Source organism: Halomicrobium sp. HM KBTZ05 (genome assembly GCF_041530035.1).
Lineage (GTDB): Archaea > Halobacteriota > Halobacteria > Halobacteriales > Haloarculaceae > Halomicrobium.
Genome location: NZ_CP168057.1, coordinates 2,868,019 through 2,890,126, shown reverse-complemented (window position 1 = coordinate 2,890,126; position 22,108 = coordinate 2,868,019). Strand labels below are relative to the sequence as shown.

General features: G+C 66.8%; 26 protein-coding genes and 1 tRNA gene. 18 read left to right on the top strand and 9 right to left on the bottom strand.

Annotated features, from left to right (window positions below; genetic code table 11):
• Positions 1 to 110 precede the first annotated feature (110 nt).
• Both ACAH01_RS15045 and uvrB read left to right on the top strand, forming a co-directional pair.
• Positions 111 to 473: a hypothetical protein gene (locus tag ACAH01_RS15045; protein WP_372479733.1), complete on the top strand. Its 363-nt coding sequence runs from the start codon at positions 111 to 113 to the stop codon at positions 471 to 473.
• 412 nt (positions 474 to 885) lie between these two features.
• Complete coding sequence (gene uvrB, locus ACAH01_RS15040; protein WP_372479732.1) at positions 886 to 2,940, top strand: excinuclease ABC subunit UvrB; 2,055 nt, start codon at positions 886 to 888, stop codon at positions 2,938 to 2,940.
• A 308-nt stretch (positions 2,941 to 3,248) separates the two neighbouring features.
• On the opposite strand, the gene ACAH01_RS15035 is transcribed toward uvrB, so the two are convergent.
• The gene (locus ACAH01_RS15035; RefSeq protein ID WP_372479731.1) at positions 3,249 to 3,911 is read right to left on the bottom strand and encodes an HD domain-containing protein; all 663 of its coding nucleotides are present in this window, start codon (positions 3,909 to 3,911) and stop codon (positions 3,249 to 3,251) included.
• 215 nt (positions 3,912 to 4,126) lie between these two features.
• On the opposite strand from ACAH01_RS15035, the gene ACAH01_RS15030 reads away from it, so the two are divergent.
• Complete coding sequence (locus ACAH01_RS15030; RefSeq protein WP_372479730.1) at positions 4,127 to 5,008, top strand: alpha/beta fold hydrolase; 882 nt, start codon at positions 4,127 to 4,129, stop codon at positions 5,006 to 5,008.
• A gap of 99 nt (positions 5,009 to 5,107) precedes the next feature.
• Here the strand turns inward: ACAH01_RS15030 and ACAH01_RS15025 are convergent, their stop codons facing one another.
• From ACAH01_RS15025 to ACAH01_RS15015, 3 genes are all read right to left on the bottom strand, one after another.
• A complete protein-coding gene (locus ACAH01_RS15025) occupies positions 5,108 to 6,037 on the bottom strand; it encodes a M48 family metallopeptidase (protein WP_372479729.1) in 930 nt (309 codons plus the stop codon).
• 162 nt (positions 6,038 to 6,199) lie between these two features.
• Positions 6,200 to 6,271, bottom strand: a tRNA-Thr gene (locus ACAH01_RS15020).
• A 67-nt stretch (positions 6,272 to 6,338) separates the two neighbouring features.
• Positions 6,339 to 6,986 carry a hypothetical protein gene (locus tag ACAH01_RS15015; protein ID WP_170093346.1) on the bottom strand — a complete coding sequence of 216 codons (648 nt, stop codon included), beginning with the start codon at positions 6,984 to 6,986 and terminating at the stop codon, positions 6,339 to 6,341.
• 54 nt (positions 6,987 to 7,040) lie between these two features.
• On the opposite strand from ACAH01_RS15015, the gene ACAH01_RS15010 reads away from it, so the two are divergent.
• Both ACAH01_RS15010 and ACAH01_RS15005 read left to right on the top strand, forming a co-directional pair.
• Positions 7,041 to 7,733 (top strand): enoyl-CoA hydratase/isomerase family protein, encoded by a 693-nt coding sequence (locus tag ACAH01_RS15010; RefSeq protein WP_372479728.1) that lies wholly within the window; start codon positions 7,041 to 7,043, stop codon positions 7,731 to 7,733.
• Between the two features lie 26 nt (positions 7,734 to 7,759).
• Positions 7,760 to 8,467 (top strand): DUF3105 domain-containing protein, encoded by a 708-nt coding sequence (locus ACAH01_RS15005; protein WP_170093348.1) that lies wholly within the window; start codon positions 7,760 to 7,762, stop codon positions 8,465 to 8,467.
• A 31-nt stretch (positions 8,468 to 8,498) separates the two neighbouring features.
• Here the strand turns inward: ACAH01_RS15005 and ACAH01_RS15000 are convergent, their stop codons facing one another.
• Both ACAH01_RS15000 and ACAH01_RS14995 read right to left on the bottom strand, forming a co-directional pair.
• Positions 8,499 to 9,332, bottom strand: coding sequence for an NAD+ synthase (locus ACAH01_RS15000; RefSeq protein ID WP_372479726.1), 834 nt, complete (start codon positions 9,330 to 9,332; stop codon positions 8,499 to 8,501).
• Between the two features lie 568 nt (positions 9,333 to 9,900).
• Complete coding sequence (locus tag ACAH01_RS14995) at positions 9,901 to 10,272, bottom strand: VOC family protein (protein ID WP_153552306.1); 372 nt, start codon at positions 10,270 to 10,272, stop codon at positions 9,901 to 9,903.
• Between the two features lie 119 nt (positions 10,273 to 10,391).
• On the opposite strand from ACAH01_RS14995, the gene ACAH01_RS14990 reads away from it, so the two are divergent.
• From ACAH01_RS14990 to ACAH01_RS14980, 3 genes are all read left to right on the top strand, one after another.
• Positions 10,392 to 11,363 carry an aldo/keto reductase gene (locus ACAH01_RS14990; protein ID WP_372479725.1) on the top strand — a complete coding sequence of 324 codons (972 nt, stop codon included), beginning with the start codon at positions 10,392 to 10,394 and terminating at the stop codon, positions 11,361 to 11,363.
• Between the two features lie 181 nt (positions 11,364 to 11,544).
• On the top strand, positions 11,545 to 11,856 hold the full coding sequence (locus tag ACAH01_RS14985) for a hypothetical protein (RefSeq protein ID WP_372479724.1): 312 nt from the start codon (positions 11,545 to 11,547) through the stop codon (positions 11,854 to 11,856).
• Positions 11,857 to 11,894: 38 nt separating this feature from the next.
• A complete protein-coding gene (locus ACAH01_RS14980) occupies positions 11,895 to 12,812 on the top strand; it encodes an SDR family NAD(P)-dependent oxidoreductase (RefSeq protein WP_372479723.1) in 918 nt (305 codons plus the stop codon).
• A gap of 50 nt (positions 12,813 to 12,862) precedes the next feature.
• On the opposite strand, the gene ACAH01_RS14975 is transcribed toward ACAH01_RS14980, so the two are convergent.
• Together ACAH01_RS14975 and ACAH01_RS14970 are read right to left on the bottom strand one after the other, a co-directional pair.
• Positions 12,863 to 13,753 carry a YkgJ family cysteine cluster protein gene (locus ACAH01_RS14975; protein WP_372479722.1) on the bottom strand — a complete coding sequence of 297 codons (891 nt, stop codon included), beginning with the start codon at positions 13,751 to 13,753 and terminating at the stop codon, positions 12,863 to 12,865.
• A 48-nt stretch (positions 13,754 to 13,801) separates the two neighbouring features.
• Positions 13,802 to 14,179 carry a cyclic nucleotide-binding/CBS domain-containing protein gene (locus tag ACAH01_RS14970; RefSeq protein WP_153552311.1) on the bottom strand — a complete coding sequence of 126 codons (378 nt, stop codon included), beginning with the start codon at positions 14,177 to 14,179 and terminating at the stop codon, positions 13,802 to 13,804.
• Between the two features lie 85 nt (positions 14,180 to 14,264).
• On the opposite strand from ACAH01_RS14970, the gene ACAH01_RS14965 reads away from it, so the two are divergent.
• The 3 genes from ACAH01_RS14965 to ACAH01_RS14955 all read left to right on the top strand — a co-directional run bounded on the left by ACAH01_RS14965 (position 14,265) and on the right by ACAH01_RS14955 (position 16,863).
• Positions 14,265 to 15,098, top strand: a complete 834-nt coding sequence (locus ACAH01_RS14965; RefSeq protein WP_372479721.1) for an aldo/keto reductase — start codon at positions 14,265 to 14,267, stop codon at positions 15,096 to 15,098.
• Between the two features lie 333 nt (positions 15,099 to 15,431).
• Entirely contained in the window at positions 15,432 to 16,280 is an 849-nt protein-coding gene (nadE, locus tag ACAH01_RS14960) for an NAD(+) synthase (protein WP_372479720.1), read from the top strand.
• A gap of 52 nt (positions 16,281 to 16,332) precedes the next feature.
• Complete coding sequence (locus ACAH01_RS14955) at positions 16,333 to 16,863, top strand: HTH domain-containing protein (RefSeq protein WP_170093355.1); 531 nt, start codon at positions 16,333 to 16,335, stop codon at positions 16,861 to 16,863.
• 110 nt (positions 16,864 to 16,973) lie between these two features.
• Here ACAH01_RS14955 and ACAH01_RS14950 read toward each other — a convergent pair whose 3' ends face one another.
• Positions 16,974 to 17,255, bottom strand: a complete 282-nt coding sequence (locus tag ACAH01_RS14950; RefSeq protein ID WP_372479719.1) for a hypothetical protein — start codon at positions 17,253 to 17,255, stop codon at positions 16,974 to 16,976.
• 371 nt (positions 17,256 to 17,626) lie between these two features.
• On the opposite strand from ACAH01_RS14950, the gene ACAH01_RS14945 reads away from it, so the two are divergent.
• The 7 genes from ACAH01_RS14945 to ACAH01_RS14915 all read left to right on the top strand — a co-directional run bounded on the left by ACAH01_RS14945 (position 17,627) and on the right by ACAH01_RS14915 (position 22,108).
• On the top strand, positions 17,627 to 17,932 hold the full coding sequence (locus ACAH01_RS14945) for a 30S ribosomal protein S24e (protein WP_015762143.1): 306 nt from the start codon (positions 17,627 to 17,629) through the stop codon (positions 17,930 to 17,932).
• Between the two features lies 1 nt (position 17,933).
• Entirely contained in the window at positions 17,934 to 18,068 is a 135-nt protein-coding gene (locus ACAH01_RS14940; protein WP_015762144.1) for a 30S ribosomal protein S27ae, read from the top strand.
• Positions 18,069 to 18,089: 21 nt separating this feature from the next.
• On the top strand, positions 18,090 to 19,736 hold the full coding sequence (locus ACAH01_RS14935) for a bifunctional N(6)-L-threonylcarbamoyladenine synthase/serine/threonine protein kinase (protein ID WP_372479718.1): 1,647 nt from the start codon (positions 18,090 to 18,092) through the stop codon (positions 19,734 to 19,736).
• Between the two features lie 33 nt (positions 19,737 to 19,769).
• The gene (locus ACAH01_RS14930) at positions 19,770 to 20,231 is read left to right on the top strand and encodes a universal stress protein (RefSeq protein ID WP_170093357.1); all 462 of its coding nucleotides are present in this window, start codon (positions 19,770 to 19,772) and stop codon (positions 20,229 to 20,231) included.
• A gap of 42 nt (positions 20,232 to 20,273) precedes the next feature.
• Complete coding sequence (locus tag ACAH01_RS14925; protein ID WP_015762147.1) at positions 20,274 to 20,543, top strand: DUF5808 domain-containing protein; 270 nt, start codon at positions 20,274 to 20,276, stop codon at positions 20,541 to 20,543.
• Positions 20,544 to 20,590: 47 nt separating this feature from the next.
• The gene (locus ACAH01_RS14920) at positions 20,591 to 21,253 is read left to right on the top strand and encodes a non-canonical purine NTP pyrophosphatase (RefSeq protein WP_153552320.1); all 663 of its coding nucleotides are present in this window, start codon (positions 20,591 to 20,593) and stop codon (positions 21,251 to 21,253) included.
• Between the two features lie 72 nt (positions 21,254 to 21,325).
• Complete coding sequence (locus tag ACAH01_RS14915; protein ID WP_170093358.1) at positions 21,326 to 22,108, top strand: SDR family oxidoreductase; 783 nt, start codon at positions 21,326 to 21,328, stop codon at positions 22,106 to 22,108.

Sequence of the window (22,108 nt, the reverse complement as noted above, 5' to 3'; positions counted from 1 at the left end):
TGGCTATCACCAGAATTTCTCTTTCTGACAGTGGCCCACGGGGTGGCTCATAATCGCCACCGAATGAAATATAACAGACATGTAGACAGTATTATCAAGGTCTGCTGAGGATGGTCGATACGGTGAAATCTGTCGTCGGAAAACTGAGTGAGCGAGTCGAACTGAAAGACGTGATTATCATACCGGCAGTCGCGCTCGCGTTGTATTTGACTACGGGAGATGTTTTCACGTCAGTTATCGGGCCCGCGGTCGTCATGCTCGTATTCTTGACCTTTGCGGCGGTCGATGTTACGAACAACGACATTCGGTGCGTGGAACTGGCGATATTCGTCGCCGGAATCGCTGGCGGTGTCATTATGTACAGCAGCACAGATATCCCTGCTTGGTTCGGTGTCTTGGTCACTCTCATTTCCCTGTGGTGGGCCGGAACCACTCTGGTGGATATCCTCCGACGTAATCGAGGAGCGCCGTGACAATTGGAACTTCAGTGTGACGTGGCGGTTGAACGGCTCCGGACCGAACAGCAGGAGCTAACGACCCAGAAACTGTCGACGACCGGTCACACGTCTGACCAATAGCCTGGACGTTGCTGGTCTCGGCACTGATCTTCCTGAGCTCTCGGGCTAGCCGTCGCGCCCGTCGCCGCATCGCATCTCTGCACACCCGATCGCCGGCCGTCGTGCAGTCAGTGTGAAGCCCTTCGACTGTGCTACCGCTGTCTACCGCGGGTGGACGCCACTCGCCGCATTCGATATAGCGTACAGCAGTTTATTTCTCCGCGACCCAGATTCTGAACCTCGCCCCAAAACACGGCCGACAGCCTGGAAAACCGGCGAATCTGCCCAAAGCACACCGCTCAAGTCGATCGAGCCCTACTGTCGGACAATGAGCGACTCCGGCCCACTGTCTCCGGACCGACCGGACGCCGAGACGGCGTTTCGCGTCGACGCACCGTTCGAGCCAGCCGGCGACCAGCTAGACGCCATCGAGCAGCTCGTCGACGGATATCGCCGAGGAATGGACAAACAGACTCTGCTGGGGGTCACCGGGTCGGGCAAGACCAACACCGTCTCGTGGACGATCGAGGAGCTCCAGCAGCCGACGCTGGTCATCGCCCACAACAAGACGCTGGCGGCCCAGCTCTACGAGGAGTTCCGGAGCCTCTTCCCCGACAACGCCGTCGAGTACTTCGTCTCGTACTACGACTACTACCAGCCCGAGGCCTACGTCGAGCAGACCGACACCTACATCGACAAGGACGCCTCGATCAACGACGAGATCGACCGCCTCAGGCACTCTGCGACCCGCTCGCTGTTGACCCGCGACGACGTGATCGTCGTCGCCTCGGTGTCGGCCATCTACGGGCTGGGTGACCCGCGCAACTACGTCGACATGAGCCTCCGGCTGGAGGAGGGCCAGCGCATCGAGCGCGACGAACTCCTGGGCCAGCTCGTAGACCTGAACTACGAGCGCAACGACGTGGACTTCACTCAGGGGACCTTCCGCGTGCGGGGCGACACCGTCGAGATCTACCCGATGTACGGCCGCTACGCCGTCCGGGTAGACATGTGGGGCGACGAGATCGACCGCCTCGTGAAGATGGATCCCCTGGAAGGCGAGGTCGTCAGCCAGGAGCCCGCCGTCTTGCTCCACCCGGCAGAGCACTACTCGATCCCCGAGCAGCGCCTCCAGCGGGCGATCGAGGAGATCGAGGACATGCTGGCAGACCGAATCCGCTACTTCGAACGGCAGGGCGACGCCGTCGCGGCCCAGCGCATCGAGGAGCGGACCACGTTCGATCTGGAGATGATGAAAGAGACCGGCTACTGCTCGGGGATCGAGAACTACTCGGTCCACCTCTCGGACCGCGAGAGCGGCGAAGCGCCGTACACGCTGTTGGACTACTTCCCCGACGACTTCCTCACCGTCGTCGACGAGTCCCACCAGACGATCCCCCAGATCAAAGGCCAGTTCGAGGGCGACAAGTCACGCAAGGAGAGTCTGGTGGAGAACGGCTTCCGCCTGCCGACCGCCTTCGACAACCGTCCGCTGACCTTCGAGGAGTTCGAGGAAAAGACCGACCGGACGCTGTACGTCTCGGCGACGCCGGGCGACTACGAGCGCGAGGAGAGCGGCCAGGTCGTCGAGCAGATCGTCCGCCCGACCCACCTCGTCGATCCCGCGATCGAGGTCGCAGACGCCAGCGGCCAGGTCCAGGACTTGCTCGAACGGATCGAATCGATGCCCGACGAGGAGCGCGTGCTGGTGACGACACTCACCAAACGCATGGCCGAGGACCTCACCGAGTATCTCGAAGAGAGCGGCGTCGACGTGGCCTACATGCACGACGAGACCGACACGCTGGAACGTCACGAACTGATCCGGTCGCTGCGGCTTGGCGAGATCCAGGTGCTCGTCGGCATCAACCTCCTGCGGGAGGGACTGGACATCCCCGAAGTGAGCCTCGTCGCGATTCTCGACGCCGACCAGGAGGGGTTCCTGCGGTCGGAGACGACGCTCGTCCAGACGATGGGGCGGGCCGCCCGCAACGTCAACGGCGAGGTCGTCCTCTACGCCGACGACACGAGCGACGCGATGCGGTCGGCCATCGAGGAGACCCAGCGCCGCCGCCAGATCCAGCAGGCGTACAACGAGGAACACGGCTTCGAGCCGACGACTATCGAGAAAGAGATCGGCGAGTCCTCGCTTCCGGGTGCCGAGACGGACACCAGCGACGTGGCCGGTGACGGCCCGGCCGACGCCGACGAGGCTGCCCGACAGATCGAACGGCTCGAAGCGCGGATGGCCGAGGCGGCAGACAACCTGGAGTTCGAACTCGCTGCAGACATCCGCGATCGGATCCGCGAGCTCCGCGAGGAGTTCGAACTCGGCGGCGAAGACGACGGTGGCGTGCCGGCTCCCGGCCCCGGCGAGTTCTGACACTGTCGGCTGTGACCGATTCCGCCACTCGGATGGCGAATCTCGTCACGGGGTTACAACCACGCATGACGACCGACATCTGTTCGAGACGGACGCAGCTCACGCATCCGCTCCTGAGGCACAGATAACGCCGTGAGTCCGCTGTTTGTGGCTGTGGCGACTGTTCCAGAAACACGCGTCTGTCCCACTCCATAAACCGCTATCCGCGATACAAAAGCACGACCTCGGCGGATGCAGCGGGCTCGCGGCGATAGCGACCGCTCTCGTGTCCGATGCGTGGGCCTACACCGGGATCGGATCGTCGACGATCAGGCGTCGGCTCGCACGCCGATCTCGCTCTCGAACTGCTCGAAGAACGCCTCCATGAAGCGCCACCGCGATCTGCCGAGCCGCCGGGCCGGTGGCGTGTGTAGTCGTGCCAGTCGTTCGCGTGCCCACTCCCTGAGGACCGAAATGTCGCGACGGTCGGTCGTCGCTTCGTGTGTCGAGGCGTCGTCGAGGTGTGCGTACTGAGTCCCCGTTCGCCCCGATCGTTCGCCGACGACACACGCGAGTCGGACGATCCCGACGGCACCGGTCGCATCGAGCTTGTCGGCGTCGAACAGGAGCTTCGCTGCCGGGCTCTCGGGCTCCGGTGAACTCGATCGGATGCTGTGAGTTCGCAGGCAGTGTGCGACGGCGTCGATTCGGCTGGCAGCGACCCCTTCCTCGGCCAGCAACTCTCTGGCCGTGACCGTAGCCCACTCGCCGTGGTCGTCGATTTCCCCGACGCGCTCCAGGGGGCGGCCGATGTTGTGCAGCCACGCCGCCGCGGACAGCACGTCTCGATCGACAGCGCGGTCCCACCTCTCGGCGAGTCGCAGGGAGAGATCGCGGACCCGTTTCGCGTGGAACCGATCGTGCGCGGGGAGGGCAGCGTCGTAGTACGGCATCGCCAGCGATCGTGCGAGCGAATCGAGTGTGGAGGGCATCGCTCGGGGCGTCGTCGACCGGTGAAAAAGCGATTGTGGAACACGATGGCGTCCCGAAGCGTCGGTTCGCAGACCGATGGCCCTCATTCTATATCGCGGATAGTACTTTATGGCACCTCTCGTCGGGACCGAGTGGTATCCGACAATTCGACTGATGAGGCGCCGTTCGGCGGGCGGTGCGTGGGTTTTTGATGCTGGCGGTCGTCACCGACGGTATGCCGACCAGTGAGACGGTCACCGCCGACGGTCTGGCGATCCACTTCCTCGAAGCCGGCGATCCGGCGGATCCGACGATCGTCCTCCTGCACGGGGGGATCATCGACGCGGGGCACGTCTCCTGGGGCGAGGTGATCGAGCCGCTGGCCGCGGACTGTCACGTCGTCGCGCCGGATCTCCTGGGGTACGGCCGGAGCGGCGTCGACAGGGGTGAGGGCACGGACGGCCGGACGGTTCTCCCACCGGGCTCCTACCCGGTCGGCCGGCACGTCGACGCTATGACGAGGTTTCTCGACGAACTGGCCGTCGACACGTTCTCGATCGCTGGGCTCTCGCTCGGTGGTGCCGTCGGACTCGGCATGGCACTCCGCCGTCCCGCTCTCGTCGACGATCTCCTGTTGATCGACAGCTACGGACTGGGCCGGACGCTGCCGAACGGTCGACTCTCCTACGCCCTCGCGCGCGTTCAACTGTTCAATCGGGTCGCCATCGCCCTGTTCCGCCGGAGCCGCCGGCTCACGAAGGCGAGCCTGGGCGGAATCGTCGCGGACCTCGACGACCTCTCCGAAGAAGCGGTCGACGCGGTCTACGAGGAGGTCCAGCGGCCCACTGCCGGGGTCGCGTTCCGTCGCTTCCGCGAGGCCGAGGTGACGCGCTCGGGATACCGGACCGTCTACGTCGACGAGCTACCGGCGCTCGAGGTCCCAACACGACTCCTCCACGGCCGCCACGACGAGGTGGTCCCGCTGTCCTGGGCCGAGCGGGCGGCCGATCGCATTCCAGAGAGTGAGCTGGTGGTCCTCGACTCGTGTGCCCACTGGCCGCCCCGCGAGAGGCCGTCGACGGTGGTCGAGCACGCTCGCGAGGTCGCGACTCGCTGACGGCTCTCGCGGACGTTCTGGCTGCTTCGGGAGTTCGGTAGCGTGGCCCGGGATCGACGTGATATATCGCTATCCGCGATACAGAACGGTATGATGTCGTCACCGTCCGTCGATTCGTCGGTGATCGGCCATTGCCCGGAGTCGTTCGATCCGCTCGTCGATCGGCGGGTGCGTCGCGAGCAGTCTCGCCAGTGGTGTGTCTTCCTCTCCCTGGACGTACAGCGGCGTCAGAAGGCCGAATCCCGGCTTCGAGGCCCGTTCGATCGTCCGGAGTGCCCGGGCGAGCGCGAGCGGGTCGGCGACCGCGGCAGCGCGCTCGTCGGCGGCGTACTCCCGTCGGCGGGAGTAGCCCATCGCCAGCAGTCCGACCACGAGTCCGAGTCCCGCGATCGAGAGCAGCGCCAGTCGCTGTGCACGGCCCAGCAGTGACCGGGACGCGGCCTCGGGCTGGCCTCGGACGAGCGCGAACGCGCGAGCGAACCCGCCGAGCAACGTCGCGACCGGGAGGACGATCAGCGCGACCACGCCCGTGAGCGTCTGGACGAGGTTGTACGCGAGCGTCTGGATCAGGGCGTCGTTCGTTTCGAGGTGTGCCAGCTCGTGGGCCAACAGCGCCTCTATCTCCGTCGGTGACAGCAACCGGAGCAACCGGCGGTCGACGACGATCGCGTCGCGGCCGCCACCGATGGCCAGTGCGTTCGGTGCCGACAGCTCTGCCACCAGCAGTTCCGGCCGAGCGACGCCCATCCGCTCGGCGACCGCGTCGAGTCGCCGATGCACTCGCGGGGCGCGTTCCGGAGCCAGCGGCACGGCGTCGAGTTGTCGCCGGAGCTGCATCGTCCCGACCCTGTAGCTGTGGTATCCCAGCGCGATCCCCGTCGTCAGGACCACGACGGCGGCCAGGAGCGGGTCCGGTCGGTTCGCCCACAGGAACGTCGCGAGTCGATAGCCGGCCACTGCGAGCACGCCGTACACACACAGCGTCGCGAGCCCAGCCAGCGCCAGCAAGAGCCGACGACCAAGCGCCATGGCTGTCGGTAGGCTCGTGTCCGTCAAACCGTTGCCGGCGGCTGCAACGCCTGTCAGTCGCGGATCGACACTCGATTCGGTTCTCGATTCGGTTTCGAAGTCGACTACGAGACCACTTTCTCCCGGAGACGGCTGTTGCTGTCTGTCCGGTCGTCGTGAGAAAGCCTAGGCCGGGATTTGAACCCGGGCTCTCGTCCTTACCAAGGACGCGCTTTACCTCTAAGCTACCCAGGCGCGCATTCATCCGTTGTCCGGAGTTGTCTTTAGGCGTTACGATTCGGGGACGGCACGCTACTCTCTCTCAGTGGTCGGCCGAGGTGCGGACGCCGTCGGCGCTGGTGGCGTCGGTCGTCAGCGCCGCGAGCGTCTCGCGTACGTCCTCGTCGGCGAACGTCTCGACGGGTGGCAGTCCGTCGGTCACGAGGTCGCTGGCGTACTCACGCAGGCGTGGCGCGGGTCGGTTCCCGGCGGCGGTGACGCCGGCCACAGCAGCGAGTTCGAGCACGTCGGCTTCGAGGTTCCGATCGAGCGTGGGGTCGTCGGTCTCGCGGCGGACGGTCTGGTCGGTACCGAACGCCCGGACCACGTCGACGGCGGCGTCGGCGGCCTCGGTTCGGGCCAGCAGATAGAATCCACGTGAGACGAGGATGTCGGCGATGAGAACGTCCAGATCGGCGGCGTCGCGGTCGCCGCCCGCCCAGGGGTCGTCGTGGGCCAGCGCCCGCGTCAGCCGGAGTCCCTCGTAGATCAACTGGACACCGGCGGCGCGGTCGCTGAGGCCGTCGAGTTGTCCCTCGCAGCCGGCGGCGCTCGCGCTGACGAGCGTGCAGACGCCGGGGGTCATCGAGGCGGCGTCGAGCCGGTCCTCGATACGGTCGCGCAGACGAGCGGGGTCGACGTCGTCGACTGCCGCCAGTGCGGCTCGTCGGACCGCAGCGGCTTCCTCCATTACCTTCGCCTAGCGACGGGAAGGGCAAAGACCTTTGGAAACGTCGGGTCGGGCATGGGGACGATACGGACCGAGCGGACGGGCGAGGTACTGGTCGTGACGATCGACCGGCCCGACAGCCGCAACGCGCTGACGGCCGACGCACTGGGGACGCTCCGGGACCGAATTGCGGACGCGAGCGCGCCGGTGGTCGCAGTTCGGGGCGCTGGAACGGCGTTCTGTGCCGGCGCGGATCTGGACACCGTCGACGCCCTCGACGGAGACGACGCGCGTTCGTTCGCCCGGCTGGGCCAGGCCGTCGCGGACGCGCTGGCTGGCTACGACGGGGCGACCGTCGCGGCCATCGACGGGCCGGCACGTGGGGGCGGCGTCGAACTCGCGCTGGCCTGTGACTTGCGGGTCTGTACGCCCCGCTCGACGTTCGCCGAGTCGGGCGTGACGCTGGGGCTGTTCGGCGCGTGGGGCGGGACCGATCGGCTGGTCGACACCGTCGGCCGGAGCGTGGCGATGGACCTCTCGCTGTCCGGTCGCGTCGTCGACGCCGACGAGGCGCTGCGGGTCGGCCTGGTTTCGCGGGTCGTCGACGATCCGCTGGCGGTCGCACACGCGGTCGCCGACAACGACGCCGGAGCGGTCCGGACGATCAAGGAGCTGCTCGCCGAGTCGGCCGACGGCGACCGCCAGTTCGAGCGGGAACGCGAGGCGTTCGCGACCCTCGTCGAAGCGCGGGCCGAGCGCAAGGATTGAAGCCGTCCCACGCGCACTACGAGACAATGGTTGACTGTGAGTACTGTGACGGGTCCTTCGACAGCGAGGACGCGTATCTCGATCACCTCGGCAGCGCCCACGAGGGTGAGCTGGGGTCGATCGATCAGCGACGGGTCGCCGAGCGCGACGGGAGCGACGAGGGCCGGATCCTCTCGCTGGGGCCGGCTATCCTGATCGGTGTCGTCGGCTTCTCGATCGCGGTCGTGGTCTACGTCGTCGTGTTCATGGGTGCAGGCGGTGCTGGATCGAGTCTCCCAGACAGCGGCGATCAGGCCGTCGTCTCGCAGGTGACGACACAGGAGTCCGAAGGCACCCAGCACGTCGACCGGGGCACGGAGCTCACCTACGAGCACATGCCGCCGACCTCCGGGCCACACTACGCCGACTGGGCGACGGGCGGGTACTACGACGACGAGACGGCTCCGCCGCTGGGTGAGGTCGTCCACGCACTGGAACACGGGGCGATCGTCGTCTACTACGATCCAGACGGTATCGATCCGGACGTTCGCGAGAGCTTCCGGCAGTACGGGAACCGGTACACGGACGACTTCATGAGCTTCCTCGCGGTCCCGACGCCGGTCGAGGACCCGGCGGCGACGTACGTCCTGACGGCCTGGACCAAGCGCCTCGACATGGACGAGTACGACGAAGAGACGATGCGGCAGTTCATGGCCGAGTACATCGGGCGCGGGCCCGAGCAACAGGTCCGCTGACACCGTCGGCCGTCCGAGCGGCCACCGGCGGTCAGCACAGCGGGTCGGGACCCGGCGGAGCAGCCCGTTTGTGCGCGCTGCCCTCGTACAGCGTCCGCACCCGAGCGACGGCGTCCTCGTCGACGCCGATCTCGGCGGCCGTCGCCGAGGTGGAGACTCCGCCCTCGACGTGGAGCGCGAGAATCGAGTCCAGCGTCGGGTAGTCCAGTCCCATCTCTTCTTCGTCGGTCTGACCCACCCACATCTCGGCACTGGCGGTCTTGTCCGCGAGGTCGTCGGGGACGCCGACGTGTTTGGCGAGCTGGCGGACCTGCCCCTTGTAGAGATTCGCGATCGGGTGACAGTCCACGGCACCGTCGCCGTACTTGGTGAAGTAGCCCACCAGCGCCTCGCTCTTGTTCCCCGTCCCGAGGACGATCGAGTCCCGGTGGTTGGCGGCGAGGTAGTTCAGCACCGCCCGACAGCGCACCCGGAGGTTGCCCACGGCGAGCTGGTCGCCCTCGGCGTCGGGGTAGCCCTCGAGGAAGGCGTCGGCGATCGGCTCGATCTCGATCACGTCGTACTCGATCCCCAGCAGCTCGCTGGCGACGCGCTCGGCGTCGCTCATGTTCGCCTCGCGGTTGACCTCGCTGGGCATCACCAGCCCGTAGACGTGCTCCGCGCCCAGCGCCTCGACGGCGAGGTGGGAGGTGAGCGTGCTGTCGATGCCGCCCGAGAGCCCGATGACCGCCGTCTCGACGCCGGCTGCCTCGACCTGCTCGGTGACGAAGTCGGTGATGTGATCGCGATACGCCTCCAGTTCCGCCTCGGAGAGAGTCAGATCCAGCGGATCGTCGGCTCGCTGGACCGGCTTCGCTTCTGCCATCGTATCAGACGAGTAGGGCGCTAGCGACTAATACCCCACCGAGTCGCCCCCAGGACTGGACGATCGGTCAGTCTCGGGCGTTGGCGTCTCTGGAGTCACGATCACTGATTTCTCGTTGGAATTCGAGAACGTATTGCCGAAATCGTCCACAGTAAGCCGGCCGGTAGTTGGACAACCGGGAGAAACCCAGTATCAAACAGTTCACTTCGATTCACACCGACCGATACCAATCTGATACGATACGAACGGTACGAGAATTATTGAAAATGTGAGGATAAACGCATTGAGCAAAAGGATGATGAGGAGTTCGACGATCCAGATTGTGTTAGGGACGACCGGCCTCATTCCGAACATAACTACTCCTGCGACGGCTATCGAAAACATCCCTATGGCGAATATTTCTAATCGACTTGACCACGCATCCTCTCGCATGAGGAGGTAATCTTTCGGCGGAATCTCCACATTCTGTTAACTCAGACAACAATAATAAATGCGCTGGAACCTCCTCTACAGCGGGTCGCAACTTCACTGCCTGACGAATGACGTGCGGTTGCCGAAATCAGTCCTCTCAGTCCAGCGGCTCCACGAACTCCAGGACGTACCCCTCCGGGTCCTCGACGAAGGCGACGTAGGCGTCGGCCGGTTCGATCACGGTCGGCGCGGTGACGACCGTCCCACCGGCGTCGGTGGCGCGCTCGACCGTCGCCTCGGTGTCGTCGACGGTGAGCGCGACGTGATCTACGTCCGCCCGATTCGGCGCGATCGGCGTCGTCCGGTCGGGGTCGTGGCGCAACTGGAGTTCGCCGTGATCGCCGCCGACGTAGACGTTCTCGACGCCGTCGAGCGTGAACGACCACTGGCGTTCCAGCCCCAGTTCGGTGTAGAACTCGATCGCACGATCCATGTCCGAGACCCACAGCGCGACGTGTGCAACGTCCATGCTCGGAGGTGCGCGGCCCGGTAGTTGTGTGTATCGGCTTCCGGCGGGCCAGTTTTCGCCCTCGTCGTGTCAGAACTGTGCCGTTGACTACTTGGTCAGTCCCCGCAACGGGGATATGTATGGAGTACACGACACTCGGCTCGACCGGGATCGAGGTCTCGAAGATCTGCCTGGGCTGTATGAGCTTCGGCAGCGGCGACGAGTGGATGCTCGACCGGGACGACTCCGAGGCGCTGATCGAGCGCGCGCTCGAACTCGGGATCAACTTCTTCGACACGGCAAACGTCTACTCGACGGGCGAGAGCGAGGCGATCCTCGGCGACGTGCTCGGCGAGTACGACCGCGACGAGCAGGTCGTCGCCACGAAGGTGTTCGGCGAGATGGGCGACGATCCCAACAGGCAGGGGCTCTCGCGGAAGGCCATCGAACAGGAGCTGTCGGCCTCGCTCGAGCGGCTGGGGATGGACACCGTCGACCTCTACCAGATCCACCGCTGGGACTACGATACCCCCATCGAGACGACGCTGCGGGCGCTGGACGATGCCGTCCGGCGCGGCCAGGTGCGTCACATCGGGGCGTCGTCGATGTGGGCCCACCAGTTCCAGCGCGCCCTGCACGTCAGCGAGCGGGAGGGGCTGGCCCGCTTCGAGACGATGCAGGACCTCTATCACCTCACCTACCGCGAGGAGGAGCGCGAGATGTATCCCGTCTGCGAGCAGTGGGACGTGGGCGTCATCCCGTGGAGCCCCCTCGGCGCGGGCTATCTGACCCGGCCCCACGAGGAGTTCACTCGCACGACGCGGGGCGAACACGAGAAGGAGAACATCGGGCTCCCCTACGACGAGGGGCCGGGGAGCGAGGCGATCAACGAGCGCGTCCAGGAACTGGCCGACGAGAAGGGCGTGACGATGGCCCAGATCGCGCTGGCCTGGCACTTCGAGAACGAGTACACCGACGCGCCGATTCTCGGCACGTCGAGCATCGAACACCTCGAAGCGGCCGTCGAAGCACTGGAGATCGACCTCTCGACCTCGGAGATGGAGTACCTCGAAGAACCGTACGAACCGGTCCCGGTGTACGGCCACGAATGAGGAGACAGGCCGACCGCGGTGCTGGCCCTCCGTCCGAGTAAGCCGGCGGGCGCGTGGTGGCCCGGTGGCGGTAAGCCGGGCGCGATGATACCGACGACTCACAAAGCACCCTATAACGAAGTACCGTCACGGGAAGGTCCGGACGACGGTGGGGCGGGCGGGCAGTCGACACCGTCGCGCTATGTCACAGGAACGATTGACGGAGCGAAACGACCTGCGGGCGTATCTCGACGCGGAACTGTCGTACCCGGTCACCCTCTCGACGGTGCGTGACCGACTCGGACAGGTGACGGTTATCGCGCCGGACAGCGACGAGTCGGAGACGCTGGCGTCGATCGTCGAGCACGTCGACGACGACAGCTACGAGAGCGCCGACGAACTGTTCGAGACGGTCGTCTCGCGGCTGCCCGACGCCTACATCGGACGGAAGTACTACGACGATCGGGGCTCCTCGCTCGCGGTGGCCGGCAGCGCGGAGGACGAGTCGCTGTAACCCCCGCTCTTTTTCGCCCGGTCGTCCAACGACCCGCTATGAGCGACAGCCAGGTCGCGCTGGTCACCGGGGGAACGAGCGGGATCGGACGCGAGACGGTCCGCGGGCTGGCAGCACGGGGCTGGACGGTCCTCGTCCACGGCCGCGACGCCGAGCGTGGCCACGAGATCTGTCGGACGGTCCGCCGGGAGACGGCGGGCGCGGCGACGTTCCACCACGCGGACCTGTCGACACTCGACGCCGTCGGTGCGCTGGCCGACGCGATCGCCGACGACTACGACCGCCTCGACGCGCTCGTCAACAACGCCGGGACCTGGCAGGACGAGCGCCGTCTCGTCGCGGCGACCGGCGAGCGCTCGGACGGCACCCGCGCACAGGTGGCGCTGACGGTGGCGGTGAACCACTGCGCGCACTACCGACTGACCCACGACCTGTGGCCGCTGTTGAACGCGGCCGGCGGGCGCGTCGTCGCTGTCTCGTCGGACCTCCACCGGCGAGGCGAACTCGACACCGACCGGTTCCTCGGTCCGGACGGGCCGACCGGACAGCAGGCCTACGCCGACTCGAAGCTCGCGAACGTCGCGTTCACGCGGGCACTGGCCCGACGAACGGACGCCGTCACGGTGTCGTGTTGCCACCCCGGCATCGTCCCGAGCAGTCGCTTGGCACGCGAGACCGGCGGGCTCTCGCGGCTCGGCTGGAAGCTGTTCGGCCTCGTCGGCGGGCTACTTCCGGTCGGCCCCGTCGACTCCGAACGGGCGGCCGCCGAAACGTCGCTCTTTCTGGCGACGACCGACGACACGGCCGACCTGCACGGTGGGTACTTTTCGGACTGTGAGCGCACGGACGCGAAACCGATCGAGGAAGCCACCGAGGAACAGTGTTGGGCCTGGACGGCGGACGTTGTCGGCGTCGACCCGGAGTGGCCGCCCGTCGAATCCGGTTCCGACACCTGACCGTCCGCTCGCGTTCCGTCGCCAACGACTGCCTTCGACCTGCGCTCGCTTCAGGTGGACGTGTCGTCGATCGAGTCCCAGCCCGGCGTCGGCGGTGCGCCGTCGTCGTCCTCGATCTCGCGTGCGCATTCGGGCTCCGGTGCCGGCTCACCGACCGCGTCGGCGAGGGTCTGCCAGCGCTCGATCGCTCGCCCGGTCCACGACGCTGTGTCCCGTGCGCGCTCGCGATACCGTTCGTACCAGTCGTCGCTGACGGCTCCGGTCCCGGGCGCGGAGGCGGCCGCGACGGCGACGAACTCCGCGCGGTCGGCGGCCGTCAGGTCGTCGGCGACGAGGCGAGACACGACGCCGGAGAGGCGCTCGGGCTCGGGGTGTGCGAACAGCTTCGAGCCCAGCGCGGCCGGGCCGAGCAGCGGCGTGGCGTCGGCCGGCGGCTCGTCGTCGCGGAGTCGATCGCCAGCGGCCTCGCCGGGTGCGTGGGCCTCGACGCGCTCGCACTCGGTCTCGACGGCCAGCGAGAGGTTCTCGCCGGGGTAGGCCCCGCAGGTGTCCGGGTACAGCTCGCCGTCGTGGAGCCGGCACTGCAGGGTCACGGGATCGAGGAAGACACAGGTCTCCAGCCAGGTGGGGTCGGCGTCGAACGGCGCGACGGGTTTGGGCGGCTTGCGAAGGCCGACGTAGAACGCCGGCCGGCCGCCGATCGCGGCGACGCTGTGCCCGTCGATGGTGACGCCGTCGTCGTCGGCGAACAGGCGGGGCGTGAGGGCGTCGCCGTGACCGCGGTCGACGAACGCACGCACCTCCGGGCGGGTCAGCGGGACGAGGTTGCTGGTCTCGTCGAGAGGGTGGCGACTGCCGCGCCGCTCGTGATCGATGTCGGCGTCGGTCAGGGGCCGCCAGTCGATACAGCAGCCGGCACACCCCTCGCAGTCGACTCTCATGTCCGGTCGTTCGACCGTGCGGGAGAAAAGAGCCCGCCCCGAGACGGCCTAGGCGAACTCGCCGGTCGTGTCCGTCGAGGAGACCATTCCGACGTAGTCGCCGTGGTCGTCCATCACCGGGAGGTGTTTGATGCCGAAGTTGGTCATCATGGCCGCAGCCTCGTTGAGTTCCGTCGTCGTCTCGACGCGCTCGACGGGAGAGGTCATCACGTCAGCGACCCGGGTCTCCGAGAGGTCCGCGCCCTCGGCGACGGCGTGGACCACGTCGGTCGTCGTGACGATTCCTGCGTCCGCACCGGGGACGAAGAGTCCGTTGACGTTCGCTTCGCGCATCTGCTCGGCGACGGCTCGGACGGTCGCGTCCGGGCTCGTCGTCTCGAGCGGCGTCGACATTACGTCTTCGACGAGAACAGTGTCGGCACTCATACGTCGACTGTCGGGGCCAAGTGTCATTGTCCTTTCCCTCCCGCGACGCCGCGACGTTCTTTGTGGTCCCGGCGCAACGTCGGCTATGGAACACGTCGAAGCTGGCGGTGCGTCGATCCCGAAGATCGGGCTCGGAACGTGGCAAAACACCGGGACAGCGTGTACCGAGACGGTTCGGACCGCTCTGGATCTCGGCTATCGACACGTCGACACCGCACAGGTGTACGACAACGAGCGGGCGGTCGGCGAAGGGATCGCCGCGGCCGACGTGGATCGCGACGACATCTTCCTAACGACGAAGGTGTGGCGCTCGAACCTCCGGCGCGAGGCGGTCGTCTCGACGGTCCAGGAGAGTCTGGCAACGCTCGGTGTCGACTACGTCGACCTGCTGTTGATCCACTGGCCCCACCCGCGCGTCCCCGTCGAAGAACCCCTCGCCGCGATGGCCGAACTGCGCGAGCGGGGGCTGGTCGAACACCTCGGCGTGAGCAACTTCACGCGGTCGCAGCTACGGGCGGCCGGCGACGCCGTCGACGCCCCGATCGTCGCCGATCAGGTGCTGTACCATCCCTACAAGGATCAGTCGGCGCTGCGAGAGTACTGCGTCGGCGCGGGGATCGCACTGACGGCCTACAGCCCGCTCGCGCGGGGCCGCGTCCTCGGGGACGATCTGCTGGCCCGGATCGGCGACCGCTACGACCGGAGTCCGGCACAGGTCGCACTGCGCTGGCTGGTCCAGCAGGACGGCGTCGTCGCCATCCCGAAGAGCACCAGCCGCGACCACCTGGCCGACAACCTCGCTGTCTTCGAGTTCTCCCTGACCGACGACGAGATGGCCCGCATCCACGAGCTGGAGGGGGGCTTCAAGACGAAGCTTCGCAACCGTCTGCCCGCGCTGATGCGCCGGCTGCCCGTCTGATATCGTAGCCATTGAAAGTCGATGGCCACTATACCTGTACTAGGACCTCCCAGAGGCCCCCACCCATTAGTTCCCCTGGTAGGGAATCACTATCAGTAACGAGTCGAACTGCTGGTATCGTGTACTGCACGCCACGATCTGTGATCGAGTCGTCCGGCCGACAGCCGACGCCGTTTGTCCGGTGGCCGGCGACAGCTATCGTGCTGGCGGTCTCCGTCTCACGAGGAGTGGTCTGCCGAGGGCGGGGCAGCCGGCACCGCCGTGGGTCCGGCGGTGTCCGCCCTCTGGAGCGACACGGTCGCGGTTCGGGCGCGTCGCCGGGTGGTGGTCGTCGTGAGTGACTCGAAGCCCAGCGCACACGATCCTGCACTGGCCCGTGAGCGCTCCGAGCTTGCGACCGAGCCGGAGGCGGTCCAGCAACTTCGCGAGCAGTTGCCCCGCTTCGTCGAACGGACGCTCGAACGGGCCGGTGCCGAGGGCGTCGTCGTCGCGCTAGACGGGCGAGTCGGTTCGACGGTCGCGGCGGTGCTGGCGATCGAAGCCGTCGGCGTCGATCGGGTCAGCGGTCTCGTGTTGCCGGCCAACATGAACGACGAGGCGTCGGCCAGGGCGGCGGAGGCGGTCGCGTCGATGCTGTCGATCGAGTACGAGCGACTCCAGTTGCGGCCGCTGCTCTCGGCGTTCCAGCGCGTGATCGGTGCTGCTGGGGAACCGGCCGACGACGTCGTCGCGCTCGACAACGCACGCGAACGGTTCCGAATGGCGTGTCTGTACTACGTCGCCAACACGACCGACCGGCTCGTGCTCGGCTCTGTCGACCGTACCCGGCGGCTCCTGGGGTCGGTGACGAAACACGGGGACGACGGCGTCGACCTCGCGCCGCTGGCACCGCTCTATCACACCGAGGTACGCGCGCTCGCGAGAGCGGTCGACGTGCCGTCGAACATTCTCGACCGGTCGACCCGGACGGCGGGACGCGCCGACAGCGACCCACAGAAACTCGGGGTCGGCCCCGAGACGCTCGACGAGATCCTCCACGCGCTCGTCGACCAAGCGCAACCACCGGCCGCCGTCGCCGAGCGACTCGCCGTCGATCGAGCGACGGTCCAGCGGGTCCGGAAATGGTGCGAAACCACCAGACACAAGCGCCGTCCGCCGCTGACGCCGTCGATCGATCTCTAGCAGTCACGACCACGAAACTCATGGTTGCTGACCGTCAACAGACAATCAACAAATGAACACGAACGACATCGACCTCTCTCCGACACAGACCCAGCTCGTGACGACACTCATCAACGAACACGAGACCGCGGACGGCCCGGTCACGAGCGGCCAGGTCGCCGAGGTCCTGGACCGCAGCTCGGGCACGGTCCAGAACCAGCTCACGACCCTCCAGTCGATCGGGCTCGTCGAGAGCGTCCAGGGACCCACCGGCGGGTACGAGCCGACGCCAGCGGCCTTCGCCGCGATCGGGCGAGAACCGATGGACGACGCCGAGACGGTGACCGTCTCGCAGGCGTTCGACAGGATCGACGCCACGGTCGAAGAGATCGACCTGACAAACGTCCACCACCCGACGGAGTGTACGGCACACGTCTCGGTCCAGGGGACCCTCGACAGTATCGAGGTCGGCGATCCGGTCGTCGTCGGGCCGACGCCCAGCGCCGATCTGGTCGTCGCGGGCGAAGTGACGGCCGTCTCCGAGACCGCAGACGAACTGGTGCTCGACGTTCGACGCATGGACGCGCCGGTCACCGAGGAGTAGGTGACGGCGACCTCGCCGCAATCGTGTCGTCGCAGCGAAAACCAGTCGTAATTCAAAGAGCGTGGCGTCTCGTTCTCGCACCGTCGGCTGTCACGGCGTGACGGGTAGTCTCACAGCGGGGCGATGCTGACGGTCACGGTGCCGACGCCGGGGACGGTGACCCGACGAGGCGCGTCGTTCGTCCGGCGGACAAGTGCAGCCAGTCCGAACTGCGTGCCTTTCACTGCAAGTGCCGTCGCGGCGAGGGCCGTCGCGGCTGCGAGCGGATAGCTCAGGGCGACGAGAGCGGCGACGAGGAGGACGGGGAAACCGACCAGCGTCGCGAACGACGGGGAATCGACTGCGGGACCACGCTCGGATCGTGTGCAAAGATGGGACGTGTTCGATGACATTGTGAGTGCTCCGTGGGGGCGAGCGGTCGCGGGACCACTGCCGTACGTACACCAAGACTCTCGCCATACAAAAAGTTTCAGAAAGTCGATTGGTTTTGAGAGACGGTACCACGGCACACTCTGTAGAAATACTTTTCACGCCCCAAAATGCGGTGCAACAGTTACCACGGTATTCGTTCTCTCAACTCCACTTTCTTATACATCGTCTGGTAGAGCGTGTCGACGGTCGACTCGTCGTCCCCGTCGACCCGGCTCTCTCTTCACGTGTCGTTCGCGACGCCGTCGGGTTCGCGCCCGCCGTGAGGGTGGGAAGCTGTACGCCGTTCGAAATCCTTTTACGCGCTTCAGGGGCAATGTAGGGACAACGAACCATGGAAATCGACATCATCAAAGAAGACGACAACCCGATGTTACACCGGACCGACGTTCGGTTCGAGGTGCGACACGACGAGGCGACGCCGTCGCGACTCTCCGTGCGCGACTCGCTCGCGGCCAAGCTCAACAAGGACGCCGAAGAAGTCGTCGTCCACGAGCTCGACACGAAGTTCGGGATGCGAAAGACGGTCGGCTACGCGAAAGTGTACGACGCGCCCGAGTTCGCCCGCGAGGTCGAGCAGGACCACATGCTCGAACGCAACAAGATCGTCGCCGACGGCGAGTCGGGTGAGGAGGCATAAGATGGCCCGTCACGAGTACTACAGCGACGACGGTCAGATCGAACGCGAGCAGTGCCCCCGGTGTGGCGACACCTTCCTCGCCGAGCACGACGACCGCAAACACTGCGGCAAGTGCGGCTACACCGAGTGGGAGTAACGCCCGCATAGCGGCTTCACAATGCGCGTTCTCGGCATCGAAGGCACAGCCTGGGCAGCCAGTGCTGCGATCTTCGAGGCGGACGACAGTGAGCTTCGAGATCCCTCGGCAGCCGCCAGTGACGACCACGTCTTCATCGAGACCGACGCCTACCAGCCCGACAGCGGCGGCATCCACCCCCGCGAGGCCGCAGAACACATGGGTGAGGCGATTCCAGCCGTCGTCGAGCGCGCGCTCGAACACGCCCGCGAGCGAGCGCCCGACACGGAGACCGGCCCGCCAATCGACGCCGTCGCCTTCTCGCGTGGCCCCGGCCTGGGACCGTGCCTGCGGATCGTCGGGACGGCGGCGCGGGCGGTCGCACAGCGGTTCGACGTGGCGCTGGTCGGCGTCAACCACATGGTCGCACACCTCGAAGTCGGGCGCTACTTCTCGGGGTTTTCCTCGCCTATCTGCCTGAACGCCTCCGGTGCCAACGCGCACGTCCTCGGGTACCGCTCGGGACGATATCGCGTGCTCGGCGAGACGATGGACACCGGCGTCGGCAACGCTCTCGACAAGTTCACGCGCCACGTCGGCTGGTCTCATCCCGGCGGTCCCAAGGTCGAAGACCACGCGACCCGCGGGACGTACGTCGATCTTCCTTACGTGGTCAAGGGGATGGACTTCTCTTTCTCGGGGATCATGTCCGCCGCCAAGCAGGCAACCGACCGCGGTACGCCGGTCGAAGACGTCTGTCGCGGACTCGAGGAGACGATCTTCGCGATGCTGACCGAAGTCGCCGAGCGCGCCCTCTCGCTGACCGACGCCGACGAACTCGTCCTCGGGGGCGGCGTCGGCCAGAACGAGCGTCTCCGCTCGATGCTCGCGGAGATGTGTACACAGCGCGGTGCGGAGTTCTACGCGCCCGAGCCCCGCTTTCTCCGGGACAACGCCGGGATGATCGCGATTCTGGGCGCGCGGATGTACGCGGCCGGCGACACGCTGTCGATACCCGACTCCGGCATCGACTCGGACTTCCGACCCGATCAGGTCGAGGTGACCTGGGACGCGGGCGAACCGGTCGCTCGCGTTGGCGGCGACGCCGACGAGATTCAGGGGGCCGAGGCGCTCGTCCGCTTCGAGGGCGACCGCGTGATCAAGGAGCGCCGTCCCCGTTCGTATCGCCACCCGAAACTGGACGAACGACTGCGTTCGGAGCGCACCAGACAGGAGGCCCGCCTCACCAGCGAGGCCCGCCGGCACGGCGTTCCGACGCCGGTGATCTACGACGTGGACCCACGGGACGCCCGGATCGTCTTCCAGCGGGTCGGCCGGCGAGAACTGCGCGACGGGCTGACCGAGGAGCGGGTCCGGGCGGTCGGCCGGCACCTCGCTGCGATCCACGACGCCGGTTTCGTCCACGGCGATCCGACGACGCGGAACGTCCGCGTCGGGGAGGGCGACCCCGGCGTCTTCCTCATCGACTTCGGACTGGGCTACTACACGCGAGACACCGAGGACCACGCGATGGACCTGCACGTCCTCGATCAGTCGCTGGCCGGGACCACCGACGACGCCGAGCGGCTCCGGGCCGCCGTGGCCGAGGCCTACCGGACCGCAAGCGAGCGCGACGACACCGTCCTCGACCGTCTCGACGCGATCGAAGATCGCGGCCGATACCAGTGAAAATTAAGTGGGCTCCGCCAGATCGCTCCTGACATGGACGACGCACTCGTCGTACTCGATACGGACGAACGCGGTCGCGAACTGTTGACCGAGGCCGCGCAGCTGGCCGGTGGCGCAGACGCGCGACTCCACGTGCTCTCCTTGCTCACTCACGAGGCGTTCGAAGAGAAACGCGACTCGCTCGACGCCGTGGCCGAGGAGGAACACACGAGCTACGACGACAGCGTGATCATGGACGACGTTCACCAGGAGGCGGCGGCGGTCGTCGAGGAGGTCGTCGGCGACTACGACGTCGAGTGGGACGTCCTCGCGGGACGCATCGGACAGGCCGAAACCGAGGCCGACCGCATCCTCGAAGCCGCCGCGGACAACGACATCGACCACGTGTTTCTCACCGGCGACCAACGGTCCCCGACCGGCAAGGCGGTGTTCGGCGACCGGGCCCAGGCCGTGATCATCAACTTCGACGGCCCCGTCACCTCACTGCTGGGCTGAGCGAGGAAAAACGACTTAACGCGGCGTGCCGTACCGGATTCCATGGCCGACAAACCACAGTCCGGCGAACTCTTCGGAGTGCCGTACAACTTCGAACGCCCGAGCGTTCGACGGATGCTGTCTTCGTACTGGCAACCCGGCGACTCGATGCTCGTCGAGAAACCGTTCGGGATCGGGTACTCGCTGAACCTCGCCAACTGGCGCTCCTGGGTCGTCCTCGCGGTCGTCGGCGCACTGGTCTGGCAAGAGCAGGGCGGCATCGAGGAGGAGCCAGACGCCGAGGACGAAGCGGTCGAAGTCGTCGTCGACTGAGTCGCGAACATCGACGGCTATTTTCCCGTCCTCGCCCGACTCGCGGTATGCTCAAGTTCGTCACGACCAACCCCGGGAAGGTCCACGAAGCCAGGGAGTACCTGGGCGCGGAGACGGTCGAGCAGTTCGACTTCGACTACACCGAGGTGCAGGGCGACGACCTCGCCGCCGTCGCTGCCCACGGCGCACGCGAGGCCTACCGGGCGGTCGGTGAGCCGGTCATCGTCGACGACTCCGGTCTGTTCGTCGACGCGCTCGATGGGTTCCCCGGCCCGTACTCGTCGTACGTCGAAGACCGACTCGGCATCGAGCGGGTCTGGCGACTCACCGAACCGGAAGACGACCACAGCGCCGCCTTCGAGACCGTCGTCGCCTACTGCGACGGCGACGGCTTCGAGGCTGCACCCAGCTCCGTCGATCACGACGACCGGCGCGGACACGACCTGGCTGCCGACGAGCGGGGCGGAGCGACCACCGACGCGCAAGTCGACGGTGCGGCGCTCCCGGTGAAGCTGTTCCGCGGGCGCGTCCCCGGGACGATCGTCGCGCCCCGAGGGGACGGCGGCTTCGGCTTCGACCCGATCTTCGAACACGACGGGGCGACCTTCGCCGAGATGGACACCGAGCGGAAAAACGCCGTCAGCCACCGGGGCCGGGCGCTTTCGACGTTCGCCGAGTGGGTCGAGACGACGGGTCGGATCGATGGCTAACGAGCGAGCCTACACCCACCGGTCCCGTCGACCATCGCTGCACGCGAGCGACGGCCCTGGAGTGGGTGACGCGTGACCAGCGAACGGGAGACGGCCGGGACGGCGCTGATCACGGGTGCCAGCGCCGGGATCGGTGCGGCGCTGGCCCGGGAGTTCGCCCGCCACGGACACGACCTCGTTCTCGTGGCCCGCCGGGCGGCCCGCCTCGAATCACTCGCGGCCGACCTCGAACGCTACGGGGTCACGACTCACGTCGTCGCGATGGATCTGGCGGCGGACGACGCGCCCGATCGGCTGTGGGCGACGCTGGCGGACCGTGGCATCGCCGTCCAGACGCTGGTCAACAACGTCGGTGTCGGCACGCACGGCCCCTTCGCGGAGAGCGACCCCGACGAGGAGCGGACACAGCTCCGGCTCAACGTCTCGGTGCTCGTCGAACTGACCCGCAAGTTTCTCGACGGCCGGGACGCCGGGCAGGTGCTCAACGTCGGCTCGGTCGCGGGCTTCGTCCCCGGTGCGTACATGGCTGGCTACTACGCCAGCAAGGCCTACGTCAACAGCTTCTCCCAGGCACTGGCGGCCGAACATCGGGACAGCGCCGTCGACGTGACGGTGCTGTGTCCCGGCCCGACCGAGACGGAGTTCCAGGAGCGGGCGGGGATGGGCGACTCGGCGGTCGGTCGTACCCTCTGTGACACGCCCGAACGGGTGGCGCGGGCGGGATACCGGGGACTCCAGCGCGGCGAGGCCGTCGTCGTGCCGGGGCTGGCGATGACCGTCCTCGTGGGGCTGCTCTCGTTCGTCCCGCGCCCACTCCAGCGGTGGGGGAGCCGGCTCGTCAACGGGAACCGCTGA

Excerpts from the sequence above, each read along its gene's own strand:
- ACAH01_RS14970 (WP_153552311.1), bottom strand. The coding sequence starts at position 14,179 with ATGAGTGCCGACACTGTTCTCGTCGAAGACGTAATGTCGACGCCGCTC.
- ACAH01_RS14945 (WP_015762143.1), top strand. The coding sequence starts at position 17,627 with ATGGAAATCGACATCATCAAAGAAGACGACAACCCGATGTTACACCGG.
- ACAH01_RS14995 (WP_153552306.1), bottom strand. The coding sequence starts at position 10,272 with ATGGACGTTGCACACGTCGCGCTGTGGGTCTCGGACATGGATCGTGCG.
- ACAH01_RS15000 (WP_372479726.1), bottom strand. The coding sequence starts at position 9,332 with ATGGCAGAAGCGAAGCCGGTCCAGCGAGCCGACGATCCGCTGGATCTG.
- ACAH01_RS15030 (WP_372479730.1), top strand. The coding sequence starts at position 4,127 with ATGCCGACCAGTGAGACGGTCACCGCCGACGGTCTGGCGATCCACTTC.
- ACAH01_RS14930 (WP_170093357.1), top strand. The coding sequence starts at position 19,770 with ATGGACGACGCACTCGTCGTACTCGATACGGACGAACGCGGTCGCGAA.
- ACAH01_RS15015 (WP_170093346.1), bottom strand. The coding sequence starts at position 6,986 with ATGGAGGAAGCCGCTGCGGTCCGACGAGCCGCACTGGCGGCAGTCGAC.
- ACAH01_RS14990 (WP_372479725.1), top strand. The coding sequence starts at position 10,392 with ATGGAGTACACGACACTCGGCTCGACCGGGATCGAGGTCTCGAAGATC.
- ACAH01_RS14980 (WP_372479723.1), top strand. The coding sequence starts at position 11,895 with ATGAGCGACAGCCAGGTCGCGCTGGTCACCGGGGGAACGAGCGGGATC.
- ACAH01_RS15045 (WP_372479733.1), top strand. The coding sequence starts at position 111 with ATGGTCGATACGGTGAAATCTGTCGTCGGAAAACTGAGTGAGCGAGTC.
- ACAH01_RS15010 (WP_372479728.1), top strand. The coding sequence starts at position 7,041 with ATGGGGACGATACGGACCGAGCGGACGGGCGAGGTACTGGTCGTGACG.
- ACAH01_RS14965 (WP_372479721.1), top strand. The coding sequence starts at position 14,265 with ATGGAACACGTCGAAGCTGGCGGTGCGTCGATCCCGAAGATCGGGCTC.
- ACAH01_RS14920 (WP_153552320.1), top strand. The coding sequence starts at position 20,591 with ATGCTCAAGTTCGTCACGACCAACCCCGGGAAGGTCCACGAAGCCAGG.
- ACAH01_RS15005 (WP_170093348.1), top strand. The coding sequence starts at position 7,760 with ATGGTTGACTGTGAGTACTGTGACGGGTCCTTCGACAGCGAGGACGCG.
- ACAH01_RS14955 (WP_170093355.1), top strand. The coding sequence starts at position 16,333 with ATGAACACGAACGACATCGACCTCTCTCCGACACAGACCCAGCTCGTG.
- ACAH01_RS15025 (WP_372479729.1), bottom strand. The coding sequence starts at position 6,037 with ATGGCGCTTGGTCGTCGGCTCTTGCTGGCGCTGGCTGGGCTCGCGACG.
- ACAH01_RS14985 (WP_372479724.1), top strand. The coding sequence starts at position 11,545 with ATGTCACAGGAACGATTGACGGAGCGAAACGACCTGCGGGCGTATCTC.
- ACAH01_RS14935 (WP_372479718.1), top strand. The coding sequence starts at position 18,090 with ATGCGCGTTCTCGGCATCGAAGGCACAGCCTGGGCAGCCAGTGCTGCG.
- ACAH01_RS14950 (WP_372479719.1), bottom strand. The coding sequence starts at position 17,255 with ATGTCATCGAACACGTCCCATCTTTGCACACGATCCGAGCGTGGTCCC.
- ACAH01_RS15035 (WP_372479731.1), bottom strand. The coding sequence starts at position 3,911 with ATGCCCTCCACACTCGATTCGCTCGCACGATCGCTGGCGATGCCGTAC.
- uvrB (WP_372479732.1), top strand. The coding sequence starts at position 886 with ATGAGCGACTCCGGCCCACTGTCTCCGGACCGACCGGACGCCGAGACG.
- ACAH01_RS14940 (WP_015762144.1), top strand. The coding sequence starts at position 17,934 with ATGGCCCGTCACGAGTACTACAGCGACGACGGTCAGATCGAACGCGAG.
- ACAH01_RS14975 (WP_372479722.1), bottom strand. The coding sequence starts at position 13,753 with ATGAGAGTCGACTGCGAGGGGTGTGCCGGCTGCTGTATCGACTGGCGG.
- ACAH01_RS14925 (WP_015762147.1), top strand. The coding sequence starts at position 20,274 with ATGGCCGACAAACCACAGTCCGGCGAACTCTTCGGAGTGCCGTACAAC.